This window comes from Paenibacillus phytorum, assembly GCF_013141715.1.
Taxonomy (GTDB): domain Bacteria; phylum Bacillota; class Bacilli; order Paenibacillales; family NBRC-103111; genus Paenibacillus_E; species Paenibacillus_E phytorum.
This window is the reverse complement of sequence record NZ_WHOA01000069.1, coordinates 29,807-46,745: the sequence shown is the minus strand read 5'-3', so window position 1 is coordinate 46,745 and position 16,939 is coordinate 29,807. Positions and strand designations below refer to the sequence as shown.

Annotated in this window: 22 protein-coding genes; 21 read left to right on the top strand and 1 reads right to left on the bottom strand. The window is 47.3% G+C overall.

The window, feature by feature from the left end:
• Positions 1-56: 56 nt before the first annotated feature.
• The 15 genes from GC098_RS08715 to GC098_RS08645 all read left to right on the top strand — a co-directional run bounded on the left by GC098_RS08715 (position 57) and on the right by GC098_RS08645 (position 12,399).
• Positions 57-1,880 carry an ABC transporter substrate-binding protein gene (locus tag GC098_RS08715; RefSeq protein ID WP_171642838.1) on the top strand — a complete coding sequence of 608 codons (1,824 nt, stop codon included), beginning with the start codon at positions 57-59 and terminating at the stop codon, positions 1,878-1,880.
• A 194-nt stretch (positions 1,881-2,074) separates the two neighbouring features.
• Positions 2,075-2,704, top strand: a complete 630-nt coding sequence (gene upp, locus GC098_RS08710) for a uracil phosphoribosyltransferase (protein WP_029195667.1) — start codon at positions 2,075-2,077, stop codon at positions 2,702-2,704.
• A 53-nt stretch (positions 2,705-2,757) separates the two neighbouring features.
• Positions 2,758-3,894: a non-hydrolyzing UDP-N-acetylglucosamine 2-epimerase gene (gene wecB / locus GC098_RS08705; protein WP_171642837.1), complete on the top strand. Its 1,137-nt coding sequence runs from the start codon at positions 2,758-2,760 to the stop codon at positions 3,892-3,894.
• Between the two features lie 223 nt (positions 3,895-4,117).
• Positions 4,118-4,339, top strand: coding sequence for an AtpZ/AtpI family protein (locus GC098_RS08700; RefSeq protein WP_171642836.1), 222 nt, complete (start codon positions 4,118-4,120; stop codon positions 4,337-4,339).
• Entirely contained in the window at positions 4,339-4,719 is a 381-nt protein-coding gene (locus GC098_RS08695; protein ID WP_171642835.1) for an ATP synthase subunit I, read from the top strand. The genes GC098_RS08700 and GC098_RS08695 overlap by 1 nt, the downstream gene beginning before the upstream one ends.
• 46 nt (positions 4,720-4,765) lie before the next feature.
• Positions 4,766-5,464 carry a F0F1 ATP synthase subunit A gene (gene atpB, locus GC098_RS08690; protein WP_171642834.1) on the top strand — a complete coding sequence of 233 codons (699 nt, stop codon included), beginning with the start codon at positions 4,766-4,768 and terminating at the stop codon, positions 5,462-5,464.
• A gap of 78 nt (positions 5,465-5,542) precedes the next feature.
• Positions 5,543-5,767, top strand: coding sequence for a F0F1 ATP synthase subunit C (gene atpE / locus GC098_RS08685; protein WP_028556930.1), 225 nt, complete (start codon positions 5,543-5,545; stop codon positions 5,765-5,767).
• Between the two features lie 78 nt (positions 5,768-5,845).
• Positions 5,846-6,331, top strand: coding sequence for a F0F1 ATP synthase subunit B (atpF, locus tag GC098_RS08680; RefSeq protein WP_090825058.1), 486 nt, complete (start codon positions 5,846-5,848; stop codon positions 6,329-6,331).
• Positions 6,328-6,861, top strand: coding sequence for a F0F1 ATP synthase subunit delta (locus GC098_RS08675; RefSeq protein WP_171642833.1), 534 nt, complete (start codon positions 6,328-6,330; stop codon positions 6,859-6,861). Before atpF ends, GC098_RS08675 begins: the two co-directional genes overlap by 4 nt.
• Before the next feature lie 32 nt (positions 6,862-6,893).
• Positions 6,894-8,408, top strand: coding sequence for a F0F1 ATP synthase subunit alpha (atpA, locus tag GC098_RS08670; RefSeq protein ID WP_065854482.1), 1,515 nt, complete (start codon positions 6,894-6,896; stop codon positions 8,406-8,408).
• Positions 8,409-8,536: 128 nt separating this feature from the next.
• Positions 8,537-9,394, top strand: coding sequence for an ATP synthase F1 subunit gamma (gene atpG / locus GC098_RS08665; protein ID WP_047682245.1), 858 nt, complete (start codon positions 8,537-8,539; stop codon positions 9,392-9,394).
• A gap of 45 nt (positions 9,395-9,439) precedes the next feature.
• A complete protein-coding gene (gene atpD, locus GC098_RS08660; RefSeq protein WP_028556935.1) occupies positions 9,440-10,837 on the top strand; it encodes a F0F1 ATP synthase subunit beta in 1,398 nt (465 codons plus the stop codon).
• Positions 10,838-10,892: 55 nt separating this feature from the next.
• On the top strand, positions 10,893-11,297 hold the full coding sequence (locus GC098_RS08655; RefSeq protein ID WP_171642832.1) for a F0F1 ATP synthase subunit epsilon: 405 nt from the start codon (positions 10,893-10,895) through the stop codon (positions 11,295-11,297).
• Positions 11,298-11,530: 233 nt separating this feature from the next.
• Positions 11,531-11,896: an NADH-quinone oxidoreductase subunit A gene (locus tag GC098_RS08650; protein WP_171642858.1), complete on the top strand. Its 366-nt coding sequence runs from the start codon at positions 11,531-11,533 to the stop codon at positions 11,894-11,896.
• Positions 11,881-12,399 carry a NuoB/complex I 20 kDa subunit family protein gene (locus tag GC098_RS08645; protein WP_029195655.1) on the top strand — a complete coding sequence of 173 codons (519 nt, stop codon included), beginning with the start codon at positions 11,881-11,883 and terminating at the stop codon, positions 12,397-12,399. The genes GC098_RS08650 and GC098_RS08645 overlap by 16 nt, the downstream gene beginning before the upstream one ends.
• Here GC098_RS08645 and GC098_RS39915 read toward each other — a convergent pair.
• Positions 12,323-12,868, bottom strand: a complete 546-nt coding sequence (locus tag GC098_RS39915) for a hypothetical protein (RefSeq protein ID WP_246358514.1) — start codon at positions 12,866-12,868, stop codon at positions 12,323-12,325. The two genes, GC098_RS08645 and GC098_RS39915, sit on opposite strands and share 77 nt — an antisense overlap.
• 130 nt (positions 12,869-12,998) lie before the next feature.
• On the opposite strand from GC098_RS39915, the gene GC098_RS39910 reads away from it, so the two are divergent.
• The 6 genes from GC098_RS39910 to nuoK all read left to right on the top strand — a co-directional run bounded on the left by GC098_RS39910 (position 12,999) and on the right by nuoK (position 16,924).
• Positions 12,999-13,439 (top strand): NADH-quinone oxidoreductase subunit C, encoded by a 441-nt coding sequence (locus tag GC098_RS39910; RefSeq protein ID WP_246358513.1) that lies wholly within the window; start codon positions 12,999-13,001, stop codon positions 13,437-13,439.
• 3 nt (positions 13,440-13,442) lie between these two features.
• Complete coding sequence (locus GC098_RS08635; protein ID WP_171642830.1) at positions 13,443-14,543, top strand: NADH-quinone oxidoreductase subunit D; 1,101 nt, start codon at positions 13,443-13,445, stop codon at positions 14,541-14,543.
• Positions 14,543-15,547 (top strand): NADH-quinone oxidoreductase subunit NuoH, encoded by a 1,005-nt coding sequence (gene nuoH / locus GC098_RS08630; protein ID WP_171642829.1) that lies wholly within the window; start codon positions 14,543-14,545, stop codon positions 15,545-15,547. Before GC098_RS08635 ends, nuoH begins: the two co-directional genes overlap by 1 nt.
• Before the next feature lie 87 nt (positions 15,548-15,634).
• The gene (gene nuoI / locus GC098_RS08625; protein ID WP_029195651.1) at positions 15,635-16,087 is read left to right on the top strand and encodes an NADH-quinone oxidoreductase subunit NuoI; all 453 of its coding nucleotides are present in this window, start codon (positions 15,635-15,637) and stop codon (positions 16,085-16,087) included.
• A complete protein-coding gene (locus tag GC098_RS08620) occupies positions 16,080-16,610 on the top strand; it encodes an NADH-quinone oxidoreductase subunit J (RefSeq protein ID WP_029195650.1) in 531 nt (176 codons plus the stop codon). The genes nuoI and GC098_RS08620 overlap by 8 nt, the downstream gene beginning before the upstream one ends.
• Positions 16,611-16,612: 2 nt before the next feature.
• Positions 16,613-16,924 carry an NADH-quinone oxidoreductase subunit NuoK gene (gene nuoK, locus GC098_RS08615; protein ID WP_029195649.1) on the top strand — a complete coding sequence of 104 codons (312 nt, stop codon included), beginning with the start codon at positions 16,613-16,615 and terminating at the stop codon, positions 16,922-16,924.
• Positions 16,925-16,939: the final 15 nt, after the last annotated feature.

Sequence of the window (16,939 nt, the reverse complement as noted above, 5' to 3'; positions counted from 1 at the left end):
AAGTATGGGGGCAGACCTATACTTCTTGGTAATTCGTGTAAAAGGAGGTTGCATCCATGCAGCTTGTTTTACAGTACGTGCAGTTGAAAACAACATTAATGCGGGTTCACAATTTTCAACAAACCGATATGGATGTGCCCGTGTCCGTTGAAGAAATAGCCGGTTACCTGTATTGTACGGAACGTAATGTGAAGATATTGATTCGCAAGATGATTGAGATGGCATGGATTTCCTGGACACCGGGTCGTGGGCGCGGTAACCGTTCTATGATCCGGTTTCTGGCTTCCGTCGAAGATCTTTTGTTTACTGAAGCAAAATTGCATGTTGAACAGGGGAATTTGAACAGTGCGATGAGTTTGTTTCAAATAGAAGGATTGGATCCAGGAGTCATGGATCGATTCTTAGCTTGGTTAGGAAGTTACTTTGGATATAGAGGGACCCTTGAGTCCGGCGATCCTGAAACCCTTCGATTGCCGATGCAGATGAGAGTTTTGACCCTAGACCCTGTGGATGTGCTCTTCTCTGGCGATCTCCATCTCGTGAAGCAGGCTTTCGATACGCTGCTCTATTTTGATCCTGCTTGCGGCAGCTTAGAGCCAGGTTTGGCGCATGCCTGGGAATGTAACGAGAATGCAACGATCTGGACGTTTTATTTGCGTAAGCGGGTGCGATTCCATCATGGTCGTGAGATGACATCGGCAGATGCGGTCTTTTCGCTTAATCGGGTGCGTACACTTGGCACGGAAGATTCTCCAAACCGATGGCTGTTGGAATCCGTTAGAGACATCCGCGCAGTGGATCGGCTGACCGTTAGAGTCGAGTTGAATGCGCCGAATTATATGTTTCCTCACTACGTAAGTTCCTATCAGGCTGCGATCGTACCGGCTGATGTGTACAGCGCTCAGAAAGTGAGCGATCCAGGCATGCTGCCCGTAGGGACGGGTCCGTTCCGAATTACGAGGTATGATGAAGGAGGCGTAACATTCGAAGCGTTCGAGGATTATTACCGGGAGTCCGCCCACCTGGATCGTATCGAACTGCTTTGCGTCCCGGAAATGGTGAGTGAGCGAAGGTGGCAGCAGCTGAACTTCCAAATGGGCAAGCTCAGTCATTCTAAACAGCCGGCACCGGCGCATTGGTGTAAAAAAGAAATCATGATGCTGGGTTCTAGCATGTTAGTCTTTAATTTACGAAAGGAAGGGCCTCAGCAGGATATCCATTTTCGGCAAGCGCTTCAGCTAGTACTTAATCGTAGCGGCATGATTAAGGAACTGGGGCTATATAATGCGATACCTGCCGCGGATTTCTTGCCGACCGATTCGCCAGTCGAACTACCGGAAGATGACCAGCCTGAACGAGCTAGAGAATTACTAAGTCAATGCGGATATGAAGGCCAGCCGATAACGATGATTTTCACCCCAAAAAACCGTGCCCTAGCTGAATGGGTTCATGCTCGCTGCCTCGAAATCGGAATTCAGGTTGCTCTACAGGAATATTCTTTTGAGGAAATGTCCAAGGTGCATAGGATGCAATGTGCAGATATCATTGTCGGCGGGGTTGTCGCAGATGACGATGAGGCCCGTTGTCTGATTGAGATGTATAAGATAGGCAACTTGGCGCTGCGTGTATACGCGACCGATGAGCAGCGAAGAATGTTCGATGAAACCATTGCCTCAATCGAAGCTGAGCCTGATGGTCAGGTGCGTTTGCAACGAATCCGCGCCATGCAAGAATTATTATCGCAAAACCAATCGGTCTTATTTCTTCTTCATACGACCCAACAATTAGTTTATAGCCCGCACCTTCAAGGCATTTCTTTCAATACGCTCGGTTGGTTCGACTTCAAGAGTATCTGGTTCTGCCCCGAAATCGTAGATTGAGCTGATCCTGTTATACCAAAACCGCTCGGATGAAAAATCCTAGTGGTTTTTTCGTGTAAAATGGATATTCACGGAAGCTTTGGTTTTACAGAGGATAAGTTGGATAACATATGATATAATGGACGAGGTTTGTCGTACCATGACGATATTTTTTTGTGAAATACATATAAAACGCAGCTTTTTAGGAGGAAATTATGGGGAAGTTATTTATTTGTGATCATCCGCTAATTCAACATAAGCTAACTTATATTCGGGATGAGAATACGAAAACGAAGGATTTTCGAGATCTCGTAGACGAGGTTGCGACTTTAATGGCCTATGAGATTACGAGAGATATTCCGCTTGAGCATGTACAGGTGAAAACGCCTGTGACTACAGCAGATTGCCGTATTATTTCTGGCAGAATGCTGGGACTCATTCCGATCCTGCGTGCAGGTCTAGGTATGGTAGATGGGATACTTAAGCTGATTCCGGCTGCCAAAGTTGGACATGTTGGCTTGTACCGTGATCCTGACACGCTTCAACCTGTCGAGTATTATGTGAAGCTGCCGACAGATGTCCTGGAGCGGGAGTTAATTGTTATTGACCCGATGCTGGCTACTGGCGGATCCGCGAATATGGCGATTGAAGTGCTAAAACGCAGAGGCTGTACGCAAATGAAGCTGATGTGCTTAATTGCAGCACCAGAAGGGATCAAAGCAGTTCAACAAGAGCATCCTGACGTTGATATTTACGTTGCTGCCGTTGACGACTACCTGAACGATCATGGCTATATCGTACCGGGACTCGGCGATGCAGGAGATCGTCTGTTCGGCACTAAATAATTTGCTTACGAAGTCAGCTTTCTTACAGAAAGCTCTAAGGGGAGAAGAAACCGATGAAACGTTTAAAAGTCATTACGATCTTCGGAACAAGACCCGAAGCGATTAAGATGGCTCCGCTTATTTTGGAGCTGGAGAAGCATCCTGAACATATTGAGTCTCTTGTCTGTGTGACAGCTCAGCATCGACAAATGCTCGACCAAGTGCTGGATATTTTCAAGATTAAACCAGATTTCGACTTGAATGTCATGAAAGATCGTCAAACGCTGAATGAAATTACGATGCGTGTACTGCAAGGTTTGGAGCCTGTCTTCCAAGAAGCTAAGCCTGACCTGATTCTCGTCCACGGCGACACATTGACAACATTCCTTGCAAGCTATGCGGCATTCATGCAGCAAATTCAAGTGGGACATGTCGAGGCAGGTCTTCGTACGTGGAACAAAATGTCCCCTTACCCGGAGGAAATGAACCGTCAATTAACGGGTGTAATAGCGGATCTGCACTTTGCGCCAACGCAGCAATCGGCTGACAATCTGCGCAAAGAAAATAAATCGGAATCCCAGATTTATGTGACGGGGAATACGGTTACGGATGTGTTTAAATACACGGTACAAGAGAAATTTGAACACCCTGTATTGGAATGGGCAGCGGGCCGTAAGCTGATCTTGATGACGGCGCATCGCCGTGAATCGCAAGGCGAGCCTCACCGTCAAATCTTCCGTGCTGTGAAACGTATTGCCGATGAGTTCGAAGATATTGCGATCGTTTATCCCGTGCATCTAAGTCCTGCAGTCAAGGAACCTGCACATGAGATCCTGGGTAATCATCCACGCATCAAGCTGGTAGACCCATTTGACGTATTCGAGTTCCACAACTTCTATCCGCATGCCCATATGATCCTGACAGACTCTGGTGGTCTTCAAGAAGAAGCGCCGTCTTTTGGTGTGCCGGTTCTAGTTCTGCGCGATACGACAGAACGTCCAGAGGGTATCCAGGCAGGTACGCTTGAACTCGTTGGAACGGATGAGGAAGTGGTCTATGAGCGTGCTCGCGCGCTTCTAACAGATCCAGATTTATACAACAAAATGAGTCAAGCCGCTAACCCTTATGGGGATGGAAAATCGTCTGAACGCATCGTGCAAGCGATACTTTATCACTTCGGCAAGACCTCTGAGCGTCCGGAAGCATTCTAACCGTGACAAAATCATGACAAACGCTACAGCGTACAGTTCGACTGTTTGGTTTGGAAACTCGCAAACCCTAGAGCCGCAAGGCTCTGAGGGGTTTTGTAGGAAGTCACAAATGAAGTTCCGTCAATTGACAAACCTTGCATGGCTTCGATACAATGAATGAGGATTCGTAGCACTATGTCTACGAGACGGGTTTTCCCATGTGGAAAACTCTCAGGAGGATGCGATGAAACGGCCAAATTCCAATGATAATCCTTGGCGGGCAGTAGCGTTAACTAGTGCAATTGGCATAGACCTTGTCGTATGTTTGGCAGCCGGATATTTCTTCGGTGATTGGTTAAGTGGCACACTAGGTGGACAGTTCTGGTTGCTAGGTGGATTTTTACTGGGGCTTGTAACCGGCATCATTAGCATTTACTTCATGATAAAGCAGTACGGAGGGCTATGATGGACGACTTTTCGGCCACTCTGAAAACGGTTCAAAATGTATTTCTTTTCTTTTTATCCTTTTGTTTGGCTGCATGGGCGCTTCTTGTCGATTACCGCATTTACTTTGCCGGCATTATGCTTGGTTCCATTGCAAGTATGATTAATGCAAGGTTTTTGGCCTGGAAGATTAACAAGCTGGCAGCAGCTGCGATAGAGCAGTCAGGGCGCAAGGTAACCCTTGGCTTTCTGACAAGGGCAGCAATCGCTGGGTTTGTTGGTTTGGTTGCCGTCAGGTATCCCGAACATGTTGCATTAACCACGACGATTGTTGGATACTTTTTTGCTCAATTGGCAACACTCGTACTGGGTATTCTTTCTATTAAGAAGTCTAAGAAGTAATTCCACGATGTAACTTCAATGGATGAAAGGGGTGAAAATGGAAAATATGGAACATAAGGTACCAGAGTTTGAGTGGTTAGGCTTTCATTTCGATGCATCAGCACTGATGATGATCGGGATTACCACAGTTATTGTGCTGATTCTTGCAATTGCAGGAGCGAGCCGAGCATCCGTAACAAATCCTTCGAAATTGCAAAACTTCATGGAATGGACCATTGAGTTTGTAGAAGGCATCATTGGAAGCACGATCGGTTCCAAGCATGGCAAAGGGTTTATTGCACTTGGTCTTACGCTAATTATGTACATCTTTATCGGCAACATGCTTGGCCTTCCTTTCTCGATCGTGACAGAAGATCATGTATCTTGGTGGAAATCACCGACAGCTGATATCGCAGTAACAGGAGCATTAACTGTTATCGTTATCGTACTAAGTCACTTCTTAGGGATAACACGTAACACAAAGCATTACTTCGCGCATTATTTTGAATTCAAAGGGGCAATGTTGATCCTTCATTTAATTGAAGTTGTATCCAAGCCACTTACGCTTGCGTTCCGTCTTTACGGTAACATTTATGCAGGTGAAATCATGATATCTGTCATTGTTGGAGCAGGTTGGTTTGGAATTGCGCCTCTCTTCGTATGGCAGGGCTTCAGTGTGTTCGTTGGCGCGATTCAAGCCTTCGTATTTACGATGCTGACCATGGTTTATATCTCGCAAACATTGATTCACGAAGAAAAGCACTAAGCACTAGACTTACCTCGGGAAGTCTCGAGTCACTTATAAAACAACAAAAACCTAAGAGTTTAAGGGAGGATTTTATCAATGGGAGCAATAGCATTAGTAGCAGCAGGTATCGTATTCGGTTTGGGAGCACTAGGTGCAGGTATTGGTAACGGTTTGATCGTAGGTCGCGCTTTGGAAGGTATTTCCCGTCAACCAGAACTTCGTGGTACGCTTCAAACAACAATGTTTATCGGGGTAGGTCTAGTTGAGGCAATGCCGGTCGTTGCATTGGTTCTTGCGTTCATCTTTATGGGAAAAGCTTAAGAAACCGCTTGGCGTTGATGGCCGTAGTCGCCACCACGCCTTCGTTTTGCCCATGTTATCAGAAGGGAGTGACGTTACTTGCATATTGAATGGTCCACATTTTGGATACAACTTATCGCGTTCTTAATTTTATATTTGTTGCTTTCTAAATTTGCGTTCGGTCCTCTGTTCGGCATGATGGAGAAACGCAGACAATTGGTGAAAGACCAAATTCAAACAGCTGAAACTAGCCGCAAGCAGGCTGAGCAACTGTTGGAGGAACAAAAGCAAGCGCTGCAACAAACTCGTAAGGAAGCTTACGACATCATTGAGCAAGCGAAGCACACAGGCTCCAAGCAAGCTGATGATATTATTCACGCAGCTAGTGCAGAAGCAAATCGTCTGAAAGACGAAGCGCTTAAAGATATCGAAAATGAGAAGAACAAAGCGGTTGCCGCTCTTCGCAGCCAAGTTGGCGCGATGTCCGTTCTGATCGCATCCAAAATTATTGAGAAACAAATCGACGAAAAGTCACAAGAAGAACTTGTTGAGCATTACCTCAAAGAGGTAGGAGGCAACGTATGAGTGACATCGTCGTAGCGAAGCGTTATGCCAAAGCTTTATTCGAAGTAGCGAAGGAAAAGAATATCATTTCCCAAGTTGAAGAAGAGCTTAAATCTGTAGCTAGTGCGATTAGGGATAATGCAGACTTGCAGAAGTTCCTGAACCATCCGAATATCGGGACGACCGTCAAAACGGACCTGCTGAAGCAGATTTTCGAGGGCAATGTTTCCGAACCGGTGTGGAACACGCTGCTGGTCTTGATCGATAAAGGTAGACAATCCATTCTTTCCGCCTTGGTGAGTGATTATGTCAAGGTTGCGAATGAAGCACTCGGGCAAGCGAGCGCAATCGTTTACTCGGCATTCGTATTGTCGGATGCACAGCAAGCGGAAATTGCCTCACATTTTAGCAAAGTAACAGGTAAAACGATTCGTGTTTCGTCCGTGGTTGAGCCTAAGCTGCTCGGCGGCGTACAAGTACGTATCGGTGATCGTTTATATGATGGAAGCTTGGCAGGCAAGCTAGATCGCTTGTCCAAAGCATTGGTTTAACACAAGCACTGTAAGAATAGGGGTGAAGTTCGTTGAGTATCAAACCTGAAGAAATCAGCTCATTGATTAAACAACAGATAGCAAACTATAATTCCGATATCCAAGTGGTTGATGTAGGTACAGTCATTCAAGTTGGTGATGGTATCGCTCGTGCTCACGGCTTGGAAAGCGTAATGGCAGGCGAGCTGCTTGAGTTTCCAAGTGGCGTTCTAGGTTACGCGTTTAACTTGGAAGAAAGCAACGTAGGTATCGTTATTCTCGGACCTTACAAAGATATTCGTGAAGGCGACCAAGTTAAACGTACTGGCCGTATCATGGAAATCCCTGTAGGTGATGCACTACTAGGCCGTGTTGTTAACCCATTGGGTCAACCAGTCGATGGTAGAGGTCCTATCGAAACAACTGGATTCCGTCCAATCGAATCCCCAGCTCCAGGCGTTATGGCCCGTAAATCGGTACATGAGCCAATGCAAACAGGGATCAAAGCGATTGACGCGATGGTACCAGTTGGCCGTGGACAACGTGAGTTGCTCATCGGTGACCGTCAAACAGGTAAAACAGCGATCGCGATCGATGCGATCATCAACCAAAAAGGCAACGGCGTTAAATGTATCTACGTTGCTATCGGTCAAAAGCAATCCACTGTCGTAGGTGTTGTTGAAACACTTCGTCACGCTGGCGCTTTGGACTACACAATCGTTGTAACAGCTTCTGCTTCTGAGCCTTCACCAATGCTTTGGTTGGCTCCGTACGCAGGTTGTGCAATGGGTGAGTACTTCATGTACAAAGGCGAGCACGTGTTGATCGTCTATGATGACTTGTCCAAACAAGCAGCTGCTTACCGTGAGTTGTCCCTCTTGCTTCGTCGTCCACCGGGTCGTGAAGCTTATCCAGGGGATGTTTTCTACTTGCACTCCCGTCTTCTAGAGCGTGCTGCGAAACTGAATGATGAGCTAGGTGGCGGTTCCATGACGGCACTTCCTTTCATTGAGACACAAGCAGGCGATATCTCGGCCTACATTCCTACGAACGTAATTTCGATTACGGACGGACAAATCTTCTTAGAATCCGACTTGTTCTACTCCGGTCAGCGTCCAGCGGTTAACGTTGGTAACTCTGTATCCCGTGTAGGGGGCTCTGCGCAAACGAAAGCGATGAAAAAAGTTGCCGGTACACTTCGTGTTGACTTGGCACAATATCGTGAGCTTGCTGCATTTGCTGCATTCGGATCTGACTTGGATAAAGCAACTCAATCGCGTTTGGACCGTGGTGTTCGTACGCTTGAAATTTTGAAACAAGGTGTTCACCAACCGATGTCATTGGAAAAGCAAGTTGCTTCCCTTTACACAGTTGTTAAAGGACATGTGGATGATCTTCCTGTTCAAGACGTAACGCGTTTTGAAGGTCAATTCTTGGCTTTCTTGGAATCGAACCGTCCAGAAATTCTACACAGCATTCGTGATACGAAGGACATCACTCCGGATAACGATAAAGCGCTAGTAGAAGCAATTGTTCAATTCAAAAAGAGCTTCGCAGCTTCTGTATAAATCATGATGGCAGAGCTTCCTGTTGAAGTGAAGCTCTGCCTACCGTGTTAATCCTGGGCAGGCTGATCGCCTGAATTCAGGTCTTCGAATGAAGGCTTTTCTAAGCCTCAAAAGAGAGGTGAGCAGGTATGGCAAAAGGAATGCGCGAGATTAAGCGCCAAATCAAGTCCACACAAAACACGAAACAAATTACGAGAGCGATGGAAATGGTCTCTGCAGCGAATTTGAGACGAGCACAACGTTCTGCGGAAGCAGCACGTCCTTACTCCGATAAGTTGAAAGAAGTCGTTCAAAGCATCGCAGCTGGAAGCAAAGGGATCAAACACCCAATGTTACAGTCACGCGAAGTGAAGAAGACGGGCTATTTAGTAATCACCTCGGATCGTGGATTGGCTGGAGGCTACAACGCTAACGTGTTGCGGAAGGTCATGACCGAGATTCGTGAAAACCATAAATCAACAGCTGAATATTCGATTTTTGTAATCGGACGTAAAGGTAGTAATTTCTTCCGCAAACGCAACATGCCAGTTGTAGAAGAAGTGACAGGGGTTCCGGATTCACCGAAATTCGCGGATATTAAACCTGTAGCTACTGCAGCAGTGAAGAACTTCGAGAACGGTACGTATGACCAGTTGTTCTTGGTATACAACCAATTCAAAAATGCGATTACCCAAATTCCAACCATGATTCGCCTGCTTCCTATGGAAGAAGTTACTGGCGTGGCTGCTGCTAGTTATGAGTATGAGCCATCACCAGAAGGCGTTCTGGAAGTATTGCTACCTAAATATGCGGAAACGCTTATTTACAGTGCTGTATTGGAAGGTAAAGCAAGTGAGTTCGGTGCGAGAATGACAGCAATGAATTCCGCTACGAAGAATGCAACGAAAATGATCAGCGGCTACACATTAGCCTATAACCGTGCGCGTCAAGCCTCGATTACCCAGGAAATATCGGAAATCGTTGCTGGAGCGAACGCGAACGCATAACAATAAAGCTTCTACGGAAGCAAAGCTTTTCTTAGGAGGGAAACCATGAGCAAAGGGCGCGTTGTAACAATTACAGGGCCAGTCGTCGACATTGAGTTCGAACGCGGACAACTCCCTGAAATCTTGAATGCCATCAAGATTGAAAGAAATGATAATGGCGTACTATCCACAATGACAGTTGAAGCAGCTGTTCACCTTGGTGACAACTTGGTTCGTTGTATCGCAATGTCCTCAACTGACGGACTTGTGCGTGGAGCAGTAGCTGAAGATACGAAAGCTGCAATTACCGTTCCGGTTGGAGCAGCAACACTAGGTCGCGTGTTTAACGTATTGGGAGAGCCGATCGATGGTATCGAAGGCGTTGACCGTACATTTACAAGCGGCATTCACAAAGAAGCTCCAGCTTTCGACAACTTGTCGACAAAAGCAGAGATTCTTGAAACAGGAATTAAAGTTATCGACCTTATGGCTCCTTATGTTAAGGGTGGTAAAATCGGTCTCTTCGGCGGCGCGGGTGTAGGTAAAACCGTAACAATGCAAGAGTTGATCCACAACATCGCACAAGAGCATGGCGGTATCTCCGTTTTCGCAGGCGTTGGAGAGCGTACTCGTGAAGGTAATGACCTTTACCACGAGATGAAAGACTCCGGCGTTATCGCAAAAACAGCGATGGTATTCGGTCAAATGAACGAGCCTCCAGGCGCGCGTCTTCGCGTAGCTTTGTCCGGTTTGACAATGGCTGAGTATTTCCGTGATGAAGAAGGTAAAGACGTTCTTCTTTTCATCGATAACATTTTCCGCTTTACACAAGCAGGTTCTGAGGTTTCCGCATTGCTGGGTCGTATGCCATCAGCAGTAGGTTACCAACCGACTCTGGCAACAGAGATGGGTCAACTGCAAGAGCGTATTACATCCACGAAAAAAGGTTCCGTTACTTCCATTCAAGCGATTTACGTTCCTGCCGATGACTATACGGATCCGGCTCCTGCAACGGCTTTCGCTCACTTGGACGCAACAACGAACTTGGAGCGTAGTATTGCTGCAGCAGGTATCTTCCCTGCGGTAGATCCACTTGCTTCTTCTTCCCGTATCTTGACGCCAGAAACACTTGGCGAAGATCACTATAGAACAGCACAAGGCGTTAAACAAATTCTTCAACGTTACAAAGAGCTTCTGGATATTATCGCGATCTTGGGTATGGATGAGTTGTCCGATGAGGACAAATTGACTGTACACCGTGCGCGTCGTCTCCGCTTGTTCTTGTCTCAGCCTCTTCACGTTGCTGAGCCGTTCAACGGTTTCCCAGGTCTTTATGTACCATTGAAAGAAACTGTGCGCAGCTTCAAAGAAATCCTTGAAGGTAAGCATGACAACCTTCCTGAAGTGGCTTTCCACAACGTGGGAACGATCGAGGACGCTATCGAGAAAGCAAAAACACTGTAAGCTTGGCATCGTGCCAAGGACAGTTTTTGCTAAACTCTAAGGAAGGAGAATCCAAGTGAGTACATTCCTACTGGAAATTGTTACACCGGAGCGCAAAGTGTACGCTGAACAAGTGAACATGGTTAGCGTGAAGGGTGCTGAAGGGGAGCTTGGAATTCTGCCTAATCACATTCCATTGGTCACTCCACTTAGAATTGCACCGATTACTGTGAAGAAAACGGGCTCTAAAGACGAAGTCATCGCAGTGAACGGCGGTTTCATGGAAGTGCGCAAGGATAAGGTGGTTATTTTGGCGGAAAGCGCCGAGCTACCTGAACAAATTGATATTGATCGTGCGAAAGCAGCGAAGGAACGTGCGGAGAAACGTCTTGCTGAAACAAAGCAAGATAACGTGGATTTCAAACGTGCTGAAGCTTCTTTACAAAGAGCATTGAATCGTATCGGTGTGTCCGGGAAATAGATAGATGTTTGATGAAAAGCGGGGGAACTTTGGTTCCTCCGCTTTTTTTTCGAATAGGAAGATTAATAAAAGATAATTATGGAAAATCTACTCACTAGGAATGAAAAGTGTGGTTTGGAATTAGTCATCGACGCCCAAAAGGCTTTTTGTTATAATATTGTAGGTGAATATTACCAAAACTAGTAGCACGCATAAGAAAAGCAAATACGAATGGAGGCGGTTACATTCACATGATGTATACAAATAACTATGTAATCGTAGCGATTTTTCTAGGGTTAGGTATTCTTCTCCCTATGGTAGCGCTAACGGTAGGCAAATGGTTAAGACCGAGTAAGCCCGTCGATGAGAAGTATACGACGTATGAGAGTGGTAATGAGCCTGTAGGTGAGGGACAAATCCGGTTTAACATTCGTTATTATTTATTTGCTTTGATGTTTGTCATCTTTGATGTGGAAACCGTGTTCCTGTATCCGTGGGCTGTTGCTTTTAATCAGCTCGGACTTTTTGCCTTAGTGGAAATGTGTATTTTTGTAGCCTTGCTTGCCATTGGATTAATATACGCTTGGAAGAAGAAGGTGCTGCAATGGACTTCAGTCTAGAGTCGATATCTCCCGAAGAGCGGGAAGAATTAAACCGTAATGTCTTTATGACGACACTGGAGCAAGTGAAAGCTTGGGCTCGCAGTAATTCGCTTTGGCCGTTAACTTTTGGTCTGGCTTGTTGTGCCATCGAAATGATGGGTACCGGCGGATCTCACTATGATTTAGACCGTTTCGGAGTCATCTTCCGTACGTCTCCTAGACAATCTGATGTCATGATTGTGGCGGGGACAGTAACGAAGAAAATGGCTCCTTTGCTGCGCCGTCTTTACGAACAAATGCCTGAACCGAAATGGGTCATTGCGATGGGGTCCTGCGCTACGGCAGGTGGACCTTATGTGAAGTCATACTCCGTTGTTAAGGGAGTTGACCAAATTGTTCCGGTTGATGTTTATATTCCGGGTTGTCCACCGAACCCTGCTGCACTCATTTATGGGATAAACAAGCTTCAGGAGAAGATTCGCTATGAAGCGAAGACTGGGAAGCAGGTGACCAATCGATGAGTGATGAGAAGAAGCCGGAGGAGAAGGTAGACCCATCTCCAACTGCTGATGGTAAGAAAGTGAATGAGTCGCCGTTAGAGGAAGCCATCGCAGAAGTAGGCGATCTTACGCCAGAGGCGCGCGCGAGTAAGACGCCGCTTAGCGCGGACGTGCAAGCTGCGGTAGATCGCGCGGCGGAGAAGCAGGCCGCTGATCCGGCTGCGCAGACGACGAGCGAGCCGAGCGACGCGCCTGCGGCTGAGCTTGCGGAGCGAGCTGCAGGCAGCGGCGACGCGGGCGCTGCGAAGGGCAGTGATGCAGCTGTGAGCGCCAACGCGCCAGCTGCTAGTGACGCGGCAGCGGAGCGCGCCGCGGCGAGAGCTGCCCGCCAAGCTGCGCGGGCGGCCGCTGAGCCGACGGGCGATCCCGCGTCGGCTGGAACCGTTGCCCCAGCGTCTGCGGACGCTGGAGACGAAGAGAAGGCAGCCAAAGCCCAGGCCGCCGCAGAAGCACGCGCTGCGCGAGCAAGCGCACGCGGGGCGAAGACCGAGTCGGCGGAGCCTGAAGCGCCGAAGGAGCCTTCACCGAACCAGCCGCTGCTTGATCGGCTGGTCGCGATCTTGAAAGCCGACGTTGGCGAAGACGCCGTCGTCGACGCGTTCATCAACGAAAGGGACGCGCATCGTCCTTACGTAGTCATTCACAGCTCACGCTGGCTGCAGGCCGCGCTGACGCTCAGGGATCATGAGGAGTTGCGTTGCAATTACTTGCGCAATCTCTCGGGCGTGGACCAAGAGACACACCTAGAGGTGGCGTATCATCTGCTTTCCCTCACACACAAGCATGAATATTGTGTGAAAGTGAAGACAGATCGAGAGCAGCCAAGCATTCCTTCTGTAGCTCCAGTATGGGCTACCGCGGATTGGAATGAGCGGGAAGTGTATGACCTATTGGGTATCGATTTCCCAGGTCACCCTAACTTAGTAAGAATCATGATGCCTGACGATTGGGTCGGCCATCCACTGCGCAAAGATTACGAACCGCTTGACCCGGAGGTGTAGCTCGTGTTACGGACAGAAGAACTCCTGTTAAACGTTGGTCCTCAGCATCCTAGTACGCACGGGGTTTTCCGCGTGATCGTGAAGCTGGATGGAGAAGTTATTAAAGAAGCAATACCCGTGATGGGCTATCTACATAGAGGAACAGAGAAATTAGCTGAGAACCTTAGCTATACACAAATTATTCCTTACACGGACCGTATGGATTACGTATCGGCGATGACAACCAACTACGTGCTTGTGAATGCCGTAGAGAAAATGATGCAGCTTGAAGTACCAGAACGAGCGGAATTCCTTCGCTTAATCGTGATGGAGCTTCAACGTATCGCCTCTCACATGGTGTGGTGGGGAACCTATTTGCTGGACATTGGTGCCATGAGCCCGTTCTTATATGCGTTCCGTGATCGGGAAATTATCATTGATCTGTTCAATGAATTATGCGGCGCTCGTCTAACCTACAACTACATGCGTGTAGGCGGGGTGAAGTGGGACGCTCCAGAGGGTTGGATCGATAAAGTTAAGAAATTTATTCCTTATATGTACGGTAAATTGGAGGAGTATCACACGTTAGTAACGGGGAATGAAATCTTTCTATCCCGTATCAAGGGTGTAGGCAAGTATGATGCAGAGACAGCCATTGCGTATGGCCTTAGCGGCGCTAACTTGAGATGTACGGGTGTAGACTGGGATATCCGCAAAACGCAGCCGTACAGCCTGTACAGCCGCTTCCAGTTCGACGTACCTGTTCGCACCGGCGGTGACTGCTATGATCGATACTTGCTTCGTATGGAGGAAGTCAAGCAATCGCTACGTATCCTAGAGCAAGCCGTGGAACAGTTTCCTGAGCAAGGCGAAACCATGGGCAAAGTGCCTAGAGTCATTCGTCCTCCAGAAGGGGAAGTGTATTCGGCAATTGAGTCTCCGCGCGGGGAAATTGGCTGCTATATTATTTCCCGAGGTAAACAAGAGCCTTTCCGTCTGAAATTCCGCAGACCTTCCTTCGTGAATCTGCAAATTTTGCCCAAGCTGCTGGTCGGTGAGTCGATGACCAACTTGATTACGATTCTAGGCGGCATCGATATTGTCGTTGGGGAGGTGGATGCCTAATGGTGAATTTATTGGAGGAGAGTCTAACTTGGACGAACTTCTTCGTTTTCCTGTTCTGGGGGATCGTCATGCTGATGCTGGTCCTAGGCTTTGTAACCTATGCGATCTACTTCGAGCGTAAGGTTATCGGCTGGATGCAGATGCGGATCGGTCCAAACCGAACGGGGCCTTTCGGGCTTCTGCAAAGTGTTGCGGACGTATTCAAGCTTCTAATCAAAGAGGATACGATTCCTAAAAAAGCAGAGCGCGAGCTTTTCATTCTGGCGCCTATCATTACGTTTATTCCTTCGTTCACGATTATTGCGACGATTCCATTTTCGGATCGGATGTTTAATGCGAATTTGAATGTCGGTCTGCTCTTTTATGTAGCCCTAACGGGGATTTCTACGATTGGTATTATCCTCGGCGGTTGGGCATCGAATAACAAATATGCGCTGCTAGGCGGTATGCGTTCCGCGGCTCAAATGATTAGTTATGAGGTACCGCTCGTCATCTCCGTTATCGGTGTCATCATGATGACAGGCAGTCTAAATCTACATACGATTGTTGATCATCAGACAGGTGGTTTCTGGCATTGGAATTTCATTCCCCAGATTCTAGGCTTTATCATTTTCGTTATAGCCGGGGTCTCGGAGCTCAATCGAACGCCGTTTGACTTACCGGAAGCGGAGTCTGAGCTAGTTGCTGGTTATCATGTGGAATACAGTGGTTTCCGCTTCGCTTTTTTCATGCTATCGGAGTATGTTTACGTGTTCGTCATTGCTTCCCTTACGAGCTTGATTTTCCTGGGTGGATGGCATTCGCCGTTTCCATTCCTTGATTTCATTCCGGGTATTATCTGGTTCCTACTGAAATTCTCTTCGGTTGTGTTCTTCCTATTCTGGCTGCGCGCGACGCTGCCTCGGGTACGGGTGGACCAACTCATGGGATTCGGCTGGAAAGTGCTGCTTCCACTGGCACTGGTTAATATGCTGCTAACGGCGATCATAATGACCATCACATAGCTTACGAATCAAGTTTCCTACGGAAACTCTAAGGCCCATGCTTTCGAAGTCAGTTTTGCTAAAGCAAAACTCTAAGGAGGGAAACGAATGAAGGGCATAATGAAAGGTTTAGGCGTAACGTTTAAAAGTATGACGCAGAAAAAAATAACGTACGCATACCCTGACGTCCCGATTAAAATGCCGGACCGCTTTCGCGGTATTCAATATTTTGATCCAGAGAAATGCATTGTGTGTAATCAATGTGCACGCGTTTGTCCGACGGAGTGTATCACTCTAACAGGTAAAGCGAATCCCGACCCCGAGAAAAAGGGTAAGGTTATCGATACGTACGATATTAACTTTGAGATTTGTATTCTGTGCGATCTCTGCACTGAGGTTTGTCCGACAGAAGCAATCGTCATGACGAACAATTTTGAGCTGAGTACCTACAGTCGTGATGATCTGTTCAAAAATATGCAATGGTTAAGCGAGAACACGCAAAATATCCGTCAAGAGAACAACTCAGCCTTGCCAAAAGGGGGGGCCAAGAAAGATGTTTAGCGGAATTGGTGATTTCTTATCCAACGGTTCAAGCTGGGCTTTCTTCGTCTTCGCTCTTCTTGCAATTGGCGGAGCCATCTTCATGATTTCTTTTACCAAAGTCGTTCACATGGTCGTTGCCGTTGCCCTTACGTTTATAAGTTTGGCAGGGCTATATGTCATTTTGGAGGCTGAGTTTGTAGCTTTCGTGCAGGTCTTGATCTACGCAGGTGCAATCTCGATTCTGATGATTTTCGGCATTATGATGACGAGGCACAGACAAGGGGAAGAAGAGGAGCCTAAGCGTCCTTGGCATGAAGGCCTAGCGATTATTGGTGCTTTGGGATTGTTCGGAGTGTTATTTTATGCCATTCAAAAAACGACCTTCGTCGCTTCGGGTACCCTGGATGCTGGCAAGGATAACACACTAGAAATCGGAAAGCTGCTCTATAACGAGCACGTTATTCCTTTCGAAATTATGTCGGTGCTGCTGACGGTAGCCTTTATCGGTGCCATCGTGGTCGCGAAGAGAGAGGAGGATTAGCTGTGGGCAATATTATTACTCCCTATCTCACGCTGGCGGCAATCCTGTTCTGCATCGGTTTATACGGTGCGTTAACGAAGAAGAACGGGGTTATCGTCCTGCTTTCGATTGAGCTTATGCTGAATGCGGTAAACTTGAATTTGATTGCCTTTTCGAAGCTTGGTGACCATCCGGCTCTTACCGGACAGATTTTCTCGCTTTTCAACATCACCATAGCAGCTGCTGAGGCGGCTGTCGGGATCGCGATCCTAATTACCATTTACAGAAATAAAGGGACAGTAGAAGTTACGGATTTGGATTCTATGAAGCGCTAGGAGGCTAACAAGGAT